Raw genomic sequence first — 8,647 nt, 5'->3', positions numbered from 1 at the left:
CGTCGCCGAGCAGCAGCACCACCTGGGACGACGGCCTGGCCAGCCGGGCCGCGACGGCATAGCCGAGGCCCGTGCCCAGGCAGCCGTACGGGCCGGGGTCCAGCCAGCAGCCGGGCCGCGCCGGCTCGACGAACCGGCCGGCATAGGAGACGAAGTCGCCGCCGTCGCCGATCACCACGGTGTCGTCGGACAGCTGCCGGCAGAGCTCCCGGTAGATCCGGGCGGGGTGGATCGGGTCGGCGTCGCTGTCCAGCACCCCGGCGTCGGCGGCCACCGCGGCGTCGGCGGTCTGCCGCAGTTCGCCTGCCCAGTCGGTGTAGTCCGCGCCGCCCGCCCGCTGCCAGGCCGCCACCAGCCCGTCCAGGACCAGGGTCAGATCCCCGCACGCCGACCCGGCGAGCGGAACATGGCCGGCCAGCTGGCTTTCCGAGTCGCTGAGCTGGCAGACCGCGGCGCCGCCGGCGAACTGCCCGTAGCCGAGCCGAAAGTCCAGCGGGGCCCCGACCACCACGACCAGATCGGCCCCGCCGAACGCGGCCGACCTGGCCCGGCTCACCAGCAGCGGGTGCCCGGCGGGGAGCACGCCCCGGCCCATCCCGTTGGTGACCGTGGGCAGGCCCATGGTCTCGGCGGCCCGCCTGCCGGCCTCCTCGGCCCGGTCCGCCCAGACGCCGGAGCTCAGCACCAGCACCGGTTTGCGCGCCGCGGCGAGCAGCCCGGCCACCCGGTCCACGGCATCGGGATCGGGCGACACCGGTGCGCGCGGCGTGACCGCCGGCGGTTGCGCCTCGCCGTGCGAGAACAGCACGTCGATCGGGACGTCGAGGAACACCGGGCCGCGGTGCGGTGTGGCGGCCAGGCGCAACGCCTCGTCGACGGCGGCCGGAATCTCCGCCACCGCGCCGACGGTGGCGGCACGCTTGGTGACCGGCGCGAGCAGCGGCGGGTGGTCCAGTTCCTGCAAGGCGCCTGCGCCCCACCGGGCCTGCGCCGCCCGGCCGCCGATCACCAGCAGCGGCGAGCCGTTGAAGTGCGCCGTGGTGACCGCGCTGACCCCGTTGGTGACGCCGGGACCCGCGGTGAGCACGGCGAGTCCGGGGGTTCGGGTCAGCCTCGCCGTGCCCTCGGCGGCGAACACGGCGCTCTGCTCGTGGCGCACGTCGACCAGCCGCAGCGGCGGCTCACCGCGCACGGCCCCGTCGTAGAGCGGGAAGACATGCCCACCGGACAGCGTGAACATCACCTCGATGCCGTGCGCCCTGGCCACCGCCGTGGCCAGGGCGCCGCCGTGAGCGCTGGGCATCAGGTCGCGCTCTTGGCGCGTTTGCGCCCGCGCGGGGCCGGCTCCTCGGCGGTGGACGGCAGGTACCGGCGGCCGAGGTTCTCCTCGGTGGACGGGCCGGGCTCCCAGGGGGCGATCCATGGCCCGGTGCCCTCGCTCGGGTCGAGAACGCCGGCCTCCAGCCAGGCGTACCGACCGTCCAGAGTGTCCGTCGCCAGCCGGTGGTCCGCGTCGTCGGTGTTGCTGAACAACGCCTCGAACAGCCGGTCAACCCGCAGCCGGGCCTGCTGGCAGAACACCTCGGCGAGCTCGTATGCCGCCGCGCCCTCGGTGGCGTTCTCGGCGCGCTGCATCTCGGCCCGCACGCAGACCGCCGCCATGGCGAACAGCTCCGCGCCGATGTCCACGATCCGGCCGAGGAAGCCCTGCCGCTTCTCCAGCCCGGCCTGCCAGCGGGCCATCCCGTAGAACGTGGAACGGGCCAGCTTGCGCGCGGTGCGCTCGACGAAGCGCAGATGTGTCCCCAATGGACCGAACTCGCGGAACGACGTCGGCAGCTGGCCCTTTCCGGTGACGAGCTGCGGCAGCCACTTGGCGTAGAAGCCGCTGGCCTTGGCCGCGGCCCTGGCCTTGGCCTTGCGGTCCGCTTCGGGGTCGGCCAGGTCGCCGGCCGCCTTCAGGTGCGCGTCCACGGCCTCGCGGGCCACCAGCAGCCGCATGATCTCGCTGGAGCCCTCGAAGATCCGGTTGATCCGCAGGTCCCGCACCAGTTGCTCGGCGGCGACGGCGCGCTCGCCGCGGGCCGCGAGCGAGTCGGCGGTCTCGTAGCCGCGGCCGCCCCGGATCTGCACCAGTTCGTCGGCGATCAGGCTGGCCATCTCACTGGCCCACAGCTTGGCCAGCGCGGCCTCGATCCGGATGTCGTTGCGGCCCTCGTCGTTCATGTGCGCGGACAGGTCGAGCACGGCCTCCAGCGCGTAGGTGGTGGCCGCGATGAAGGAGATCTTGCCGGCCACGGCGGCGTGCTTGCCGACCGGCTGACCCCACTGCACCCGCTCGTTGGACCATTCCCGGGCGATCTTGAGCGCCCACTTGCCGGCGCCGGTGCACACCGCGGGAATGGACAGCCGGCCGGCGTTGAGCGTGGTCAGCGCGATCTTCAGGCCGTCGCCCTCCCGCCCGACGAGGTTCTCCTTGGGAACCCGCACCTTGTGGAACCGGGTGACGCCGTTCTCGATGCCGCGCAGGCCCATGAACGAGTTGCGCCGTTCGATGGTGATGCCGGGCGAGTCGACCTCGACGATGAACGCCGAGATCCCGCCACGGTGTCCGTCGGATTTGGGCACCCGGGCCATCACCACGACCAGTTCGGCGACGACCCCGTTGGTGGTCCATAACTTCAGGCCGTCCAGTTCGTAGGCCGCGCCGCCCTCGATCGGCACCGCGGTGGACGCCATCCGGGCCGGGTCGGAGCCCACGTCGGGTTCGGTGAGCAGGAACGCGGTGACCGCGCCCTTGGCGCAGCGCGGCAGGAACCGCTGCTTCTGCTCCGGGCTTCCGGCCAGCTTCAACGGTTCCGGAACCCCGATCGACTGGTGCGCGGACAGCAGCACGGAAAGGCTCGCGTGGACCGAGCCGACCAGCATTAGCGCTTTGTTGTAGGCGACCGTGTTCAGCCCGAGGCCGCCGTACTCCTTCGGAATCTTGATGCCGAAGCAGCCGAGGTCGGCCAGTCCCCTGACGTACTCGTCGGGAATCCGCGCCTCGCGCTCGATCACCATTCCGTCGAGTGTTTCGCAGTACTGGCGGAGCTTGGTGAGGAACTGCCCGGCCGACTCGGTGGACTCCCGGTCGGCTCGGGGATGGGGGTGAATCAGGTCCAGGCGGAACCGGCCCAGGAACAGTTCCTTGCAGAACGACGGCTTTTTCCAGTCCGTCTCGCGGGACGCCTCGGCCAGTGCCCTGGCGTCCTTCTCGGTCACCTGTGCCCCATTGCCCACGGTGCCGCCTCCTTACCGGTTACCGATCAGTAGCTCACATCTGAACCTACTCCGCGGTTCGTCATCGCGTCGAGATCGGTGAACCGGCCAGAGGGCCGGTATGCTGCCCGGCTTTACAGATAGCCGGCGATCTCACCCGGCTCCGCGCGGGTGAGCCGGTCCCGGCCGTCCCGCAGCGCGTACAGCTCAGCCAGGGTCGCGCCGTCCGAGGCCACCCGGCGCGCATCGCCCAGCCAGCGCGCCGCCTCGGCGTGCGGCAGGGCGCCGATCTCGATCTGGGCCAGGCACCGCCCGGGCCGCACGATGGCCGGATGCAGCCGGGCCAGGTCCTCGTTGGTGGTGATCGCGACCAGCACGTCGCGGCCCTGGCCGAGCAGCCCGTCGGTCAGGTTGAGCAGCCGGGACAGCGACTGGCCGGCGCTCGCCTTCGCGTCGCCGCCGATCAGCTCGTCGCAGTCCTCCAGGACCAGCAGCCGCCAGCGCCGGCCGGACTCGTCGTGGTGCTCGCCGACCGCGACGTCCATCAGGTAGCTGGGATCGCCGAACAACCGCTCGGGATCCAGCACGCAGTCCACCTGGCACCAGGAGCGCCACTCCCGGGCCAGCGCCCGCAGCGCCGTGGTCTTGCCGGTGCCGGGCGGCCCGTGCAGAAGCAGCAGCCGGCCCGTGACGGTCCGTGGCGTGAGCGTCATCAGCCGGTCCAGCACGGCGGCGGCGCGGCTGGGGTAGTTGTCCCGGATCTCGGCCCAGCCGCCGGTGGTGATCTCCCGGATGATCCGCAGCACGCCGCGCCGGGGCGAGTGGTACCAGAAACCCATGGCCACCGCGCCGTCCTCCGGCGGCGGCTCCTCCGCGCCGTCCAGTGCCTCGGCCAGCACGGCCTCGGCGAGTTGGTCGGTCACCGCGGTCACGGTGACGTCGGCTCCGGCGTCCTTCCAGGTGATCACCCGCATGGTCCAGCCGTCGCCGCAGGCGAGGCGACACAGCGAGCCGTCACGCCCGGCCGAGCGCAGCAGCCGGGCACCGGCCGGGAGCAGGGTGGCGTCGGGGCGTACCCGGTCCAGCCGCCGGCTGCGCGCCCACGGCTGCCCGCCGGTCACGAACTCCGACAGCAGCAGGCTGTCCACCACGTCCGCCGGGGAGTCCGTGTCGTCGAACTGCAGCACGAGATGCAGCGCCGGGCCGGTCTCGACGCTGCCCCTTCCAGCCTCGAGTGGCCGCACGGTATTACGCATCGCCCACCATGGTCGGCGATGCGACCCGAGAGGTACAGCGATTATGTGAGTATGAACGGATGGTGAACGCACCGACCGTCGCCCGCTGGGGCGGGACAAGCCGGTTCGCCGACGTCGACGGCCCGGTGCACTACGTCGATTTCGGTGGCCCGCCCCGGGCCGGCACCGTGGTGCTGGTCCACGGCCTGGGTGGATCGCATCTCAACTGGTGCCCGCTGGCCCCGCTGCTGGTTCCGCACGCCCGGGTGCTCGCGGTGGACCTGGCCGGGTTCGGGCTCACCGATCCGGCCGGCCGGTCCACCACGGTCACGGCCAATGCCGCGCTGCTGCACGGGTTCCTGTCCGGTGTGGCCGGCGGGCCGGTCCTGCTGGTCGGCAACTCGATGGGCGGGATGATCTCGATCCTGCAGGCGGCGGCGCACCCGGAGACGGTGTCCGGCCTGGTGCTCATCGATCCGGCGCTGCCGCCGGCACTCGGCGCGCTGCCGGATCCGCTGGTCACGGCCGCGTTCGCGAGCTACGCCCTGCCGGGGTTCGGCGAGTGGGTGGTGTCCCGGACCCGGCGCCGGTTCACCGCCGACGAGCAGGTGGCCCAGGTCTACCGGTTGTGCTGTGGGGATTCCGGCGCGCTGTCGCCGGAGTTGGTCGCCGCCGCCGTGGCCCTGGTGGAACAGCGGGCCGGCGCCGCCGGCCTGGACACCGCGTTTCTCGCCGCCGCGCGGTCGGTGCTCTGGCTGGCCGGGCGGCGCTGGCAGTACTGGCGGAGCATGCGCGCGATCCAGGCGCCGGTCCTGCTGCTGCACGGCGAGGCGGACCGGCTGGTGTCGGTTCGCTCCGCCCGGGCGGCGGCCGCCCGGCATCGGCACTGGGAGCTCACGACCTTTCCGAAGGTCGGCCACGTCCCGCAGTTGGAGGTGCCGGACCTGGTCGCGGCCCGGATCCTGGAGTGGGCCGCTCACCACCACTGGTCCGGGCTGACCGGTGTCCCGGACCCCGGATCCCAGCCCCAGCCCACGTCGTAGGCGTGTGCCTCGTCGCGCGGGATCGGGCGCAGCGCCACGTGGTCCCACGCCCAGCCGGCCTCGTAGGCCTGCTCCTCGGTGGTTGGCTCGACCAGGCCGGTGTTGAAGTTCCACACCCAGCCGGCGGAGAACGCCTCCGCCTCCGTCGTCGGGACCATGGTTCACCCCTGCGGTGTCGGACGGCTGTGCGTCCACAATGGCCGTACGGTCGGCTCCTGTCAGTCACCCAACCAGGGGATGCCCAGCTCACGAGCGATGCTCCGGCCGATGTCACGCAGTTCGTCGGCCTCCGCGCCGGGTGGCAGTTCGCCGGCCAGCGCGACCTGTGCCGCGGCGACCTGGGGCCGGGCCCCCTCGGCCGCCCGCAGCTGTAACGAGCGGCGCAGCAGCGCGATCCCGCCGTCCCGGTCCCCGGCACGGTTGATCAGCTGGTCGCCCTGGTGCCGAACGGCGTAGGACTCCAGGAACCGGTCACCTGTCGCGTCGGCGCGCTCGCGGGCCCGCCGGTAGCCCGCCGCGGCGGTGTCGCCGTCGCCGAGCAGCTGCTCGGTGCTGATCGCGTGCCAGAACGTGGCCCACCCGCCGTGTTCGGGATGATCGCGGAGCGCGCCGAACTCCGTCACCGGGTCGGCGGTCACCTCGCTGCCGCCGAGCCGGAACAGGCGGCGCCAGTACTCGAGCTGCGCGCGCAACAGGTTCGCCAGCGCCGGGTCGTCGACCTCGGCGCACGCCGCGACCGCCGCATCGGGCGGATCGAGCCGCCACAGATGCCGCTCCACCAGGATCTCTGCCCGTAAGGCGGCGGCCGCCGGATCGCGGCCGGGCACCAGCGACAGCGCGATGTCCCACTGCCCGGCCCGGCGCAGGTGGTGTGCCGGCGCCAGGTCCGCCCGGCTCAGGTAGCTGTTCATGATCGTCTGACGTAGGACAGCAACATGACGCCGTTGGCGTAGGGCCGGTTGTCCACCAGGTCGAAGTGGTGCACGCCGAACCCACCGGCGAACAACGGGATTCCGGAGCCGATGACGATCGGGTACAGCTTGATCGTCAGCTCGTCCAGCTCCGGCAGCAGCTGGTGAGCCAGCTGTCCGCCGCCGCTGAGCCAGATTCCCAGGCCCGGCGCCGACTTCAGCTCTCGCACCGTCGCAACCGGGTCACCGGCCACGATCTCCACCGCCGGATCCGGACTCTCGTTGATACTGCGGGAGAACACCAACTGCCGCAGGTGCCCGAACGGGCTGGTCACCCCTTCCTTCAGGGCCGGGTCGTAGGTGGCCCGCCCCATCAGCACGGTGTCCCAGTTGATGTTCTCCGGCGCGATCCCGATCATCTTCCGCACGTGCGTCGGCACGGTCTCCGGGAACCGCTCCATGACGTCGACCATGTGCGGGCCCTCGATGGGAAAGAAGTCCCACGAGCCGTCCGGGCCGGCGATGAACCCGTCCAATGTGGACGCGACGAAATAGGTGAGCTTGCGCATGTGGTCCAACCCTAGCGGGTGATCAGCCGGCGCCGGGCGGCACCGGCGTGCCCTGGTGGTAGTACATCCGCAGCGGCGCCGCCGGCTCCGCCCGCCGCCACAGCGAGCTCCGCCGGACCCGCCGGCCGTCGAACGTCGACTCGTAGGTGAGGTGCACGACTCCCGGCGCCAGCACGACGCCGCGCATCCGCCCGGCCGTGTAGCGCGGACCGCCGTCCGACGCGCCCGCCAGCGGCTCGGCGAGGGTCTGCGCCCGGGTCCAGCGGCGGCCGGAGGCGCCGACCTCCTCGAACGCCGGGTCCAGCAGTTCCGCCATGCGCGACCGGGTGGACCGCACCTCGGGATCCAGCAGCGTGAGCTCGCCGGCGATCGCCTCGACAAGCTCGTCGGCGTGTTCATCCATTCCGACATGATGCGCCATGAAATAGTGCACACCCGACGGCACAGGGGGCCGTACCAATTCGTGAGGAGCGCACATGGCCGGCCAGTTCGAAGCGACGGTGGAGATCGACCGCCCGATAGCGGAGGTCTTCGCCTTCCTGGCCGATGGTGAGAACGACCCGAAGTTCAGCCCGCGAGTTCAGAAGATCACGAAGACGACGAGCGGCCCGACCGCGGTGGGCACGGTGTACGTCAGCACGGTCAAGGACGCCGGGCTGACCACCAACCGCGAGTTCAAGATCACCGAGTTCGAGTCGCCGACCAGAATCCGCTGGGCGGAGCAATCGAAGAACCTGGTCACCGCCCGCGAAGGCGGTTACGATCTGGAGTCCACTTCGGACACCACAACCCGCCTCCGGGTCTTCAACACCCTCGAAGGCCACGGCCTCGGCAAGCTCATCGCCGGCTTCGCCCTCAGCGCCGCCCGCAAAGACGCCCAAGCCTTCGCCAACCGCATCAAGGCAGCGGTCGAGACGTCCTGAACCCGGCCCTCCCCGGCCCCCCGAGCCCGTGGGGTTGGGAAGGCGCGTCGCCGGTCCTTTCGAACCGGCAGTTGTCATGGCGAGGGAACCGTTTCCACCAGGATGAAAAGGGTTGCTGGTCGGGCAACTCCAGTATGGCCCGAATACCCGCACGCCATGCAGTTCATCGACACCGAAACGTGGCCGATTGCCTGTAGGCCATTCCGCTGACCTAGCGGTCCGCCAGGGCCGGCGTGGCACTTCCGCGCCGGCCCTCGCCGGTGGGGCGGGTGGGACTCGAACCCACGGCCAAGGGATTATGAGTCCAGACGGCCGTAGCGCTGTGCTGACCTGCGAAGACGCAGGTAGTCGGCGAGCGGAGGGCGCCTAATCCCTTACTGTTGAAAACGCCCCCGGGCGGTGCTGCGAACACCAACCCAGGGACTTGATCAGGAAGGCCCCTGACCCATGCCCAGAGTAGTAGCTGACTTGCTACGGGACGCGATCGACTTCGCCTGTGTCGAGGTCCGCGCCCGGATCCGCCCGTCGCAACGGGCCATCAGGATGACCAAGATCGAGCAGGAGCTCCGGTTCTGCCGGGGACAGCTGATCGTGCTGAGCAGCCAGGTCGGGTTGCTGCGGATGGCCGACGAACAGCAACTCACCTTCGACGAGATCACCCGCCGGATCGGCGAGGCCTCGTGATCCGGTTCTGACGAAAGGCAA

The 8,647-nt window shown here is 71.4% G+C and carries 10 protein-coding genes; 3 read left to right on the top strand and 7 right to left on the bottom strand.

What is annotated here, in order from left to right; genetic code table 11:
• From VFO68_RS31255 to VFO68_RS31245, 3 genes are all read right to left on the bottom strand, one after another.
• Positions 1-1,303: acetolactate synthase (locus tag VFO68_RS31255; RefSeq protein ID WP_325162017.1), on the bottom strand; the 1,303-nt coding region annotated here is incomplete at its 3' end.
• Positions 1,303-3,282, bottom strand: a complete 1,980-nt coding sequence (locus VFO68_RS31250) for an acyl-CoA dehydrogenase family protein (protein ID WP_325162016.1) — start codon at positions 3,280-3,282, stop codon at positions 1,303-1,305. The genes VFO68_RS31250 and VFO68_RS31255, both read right to left, overlap by 1 nt.
• 113 nt (positions 3,283-3,395) lie before the next feature.
• Positions 3,396-4,517: a DUF5925 domain-containing protein gene (locus VFO68_RS31245; RefSeq protein WP_325162015.1), complete on the bottom strand. Its 1,122-nt coding sequence runs from the start codon at positions 4,515-4,517 to the stop codon at positions 3,396-3,398.
• Between the two features lie 59 nt (positions 4,518-4,576).
• On the opposite strand from VFO68_RS31245, the gene VFO68_RS31240 reads away from it, so the two are divergent.
• Complete coding sequence (locus tag VFO68_RS31240) at positions 4,577-5,539, top strand: alpha/beta hydrolase (RefSeq protein WP_325162014.1); 963 nt, start codon at positions 4,577-4,579, stop codon at positions 5,537-5,539.
• On the opposite strand, the gene VFO68_RS31235 is transcribed toward VFO68_RS31240, so the two are convergent.
• Genes VFO68_RS31235 through VFO68_RS31220 form a run of 4 tightly spaced genes read right to left on the bottom strand, consistent with a single transcriptional unit; the run spans position 5,473 to position 7,422 of the window.
• Positions 5,473-5,697: a hypothetical protein gene (locus VFO68_RS31235; RefSeq protein WP_325162013.1), complete on the bottom strand. Its 225-nt coding sequence runs from the start codon at positions 5,695-5,697 to the stop codon at positions 5,473-5,475. The genes VFO68_RS31240 and VFO68_RS31235 overlap by 67 nt on opposite strands.
• 60 nt (positions 5,698-5,757) lie before the next feature.
• Entirely contained in the window at positions 5,758-6,450 is a 693-nt protein-coding gene (locus VFO68_RS31230) for a hypothetical protein (RefSeq protein ID WP_325162012.1), read from the bottom strand.
• On the bottom strand, positions 6,447-7,019 hold the full coding sequence (locus VFO68_RS31225; protein ID WP_325162011.1) for a dihydrofolate reductase family protein: 573 nt from the start codon (positions 7,017-7,019) through the stop codon (positions 6,447-6,449). Before VFO68_RS31225 ends, VFO68_RS31230 begins: the two co-directional genes overlap by 4 nt.
• Positions 7,020-7,041: 22 nt before the next feature.
• Positions 7,042-7,422, bottom strand: a complete 381-nt coding sequence (locus tag VFO68_RS31220) for a DUF4440 domain-containing protein (protein ID WP_325162010.1) — start codon at positions 7,420-7,422, stop codon at positions 7,042-7,044.
• A gap of 73 nt (positions 7,423-7,495) precedes the next feature.
• Between VFO68_RS31220 and VFO68_RS31215 the strand changes: the two genes are divergently transcribed.
• Positions 7,496-7,942 carry an SRPBCC family protein gene (locus VFO68_RS31215; RefSeq protein WP_325162009.1) on the top strand — a complete coding sequence of 149 codons (447 nt, stop codon included), beginning with the start codon at positions 7,496-7,498 and terminating at the stop codon, positions 7,940-7,942.
• Positions 7,943-8,410: 468 nt separating this feature from the next.
• Entirely contained in the window at positions 8,411-8,626 is a 216-nt protein-coding gene (locus VFO68_RS31210; RefSeq protein ID WP_325162008.1) for a hypothetical protein, read from the top strand.
• Positions 8,627-8,647 lie beyond the last annotated feature (21 nt).

The organism is Actinophytocola sp. (assembly GCF_035712165.1).
Taxonomy (GTDB): Bacteria; Actinomycetota; Actinomycetes; order Mycobacteriales; family Pseudonocardiaceae; genus DASYTH01.
The sequence above is the reverse complement of the archived record's forward strand: the minus strand, read 5'-3'. Positions and strand labels throughout refer to the sequence as shown.

What these genes read in the sequence shown, in the direction of transcription:
- VFO68_RS31235 (WP_325162013.1), bottom strand. Translation starts at nt 5,697, where the DNA reads ATGGTCCCGACGACGGAGGCGGAGGCGTTCTCCGCCGGCTGGGTGTGG.
- VFO68_RS31220 (WP_325162010.1), bottom strand. Translation starts at nt 7,422, where the DNA reads ATGGATGAACACGCCGACGAGCTTGTCGAGGCGATCGCCGGCGAGCTC.
- VFO68_RS31225 (WP_325162011.1), bottom strand. Translation starts at nt 7,019, where the DNA reads ATGCGCAAGCTCACCTATTTCGTCGCGTCCACATTGGACGGGTTCATC.
- VFO68_RS31215 (WP_325162009.1), top strand. Translation starts at nt 7,496, where the DNA reads ATGGCCGGCCAGTTCGAAGCGACGGTGGAGATCGACCGCCCGATAGCG.
- VFO68_RS31230 (WP_325162012.1), bottom strand. Translation starts at nt 6,450, where the DNA reads ATGAACAGCTACCTGAGCCGGGCGGACCTGGCGCCGGCACACCACCTG.
- VFO68_RS31245 (WP_325162015.1), bottom strand. Translation starts at nt 4,517, where the DNA reads ATGCGTAATACCGTGCGGCCACTCGAGGCTGGAAGGGGCAGCGTCGAG.
- VFO68_RS31240 (WP_325162014.1), top strand. Translation starts at nt 4,577, where the DNA reads ATGGTGAACGCACCGACCGTCGCCCGCTGGGGCGGGACAAGCCGGTTC.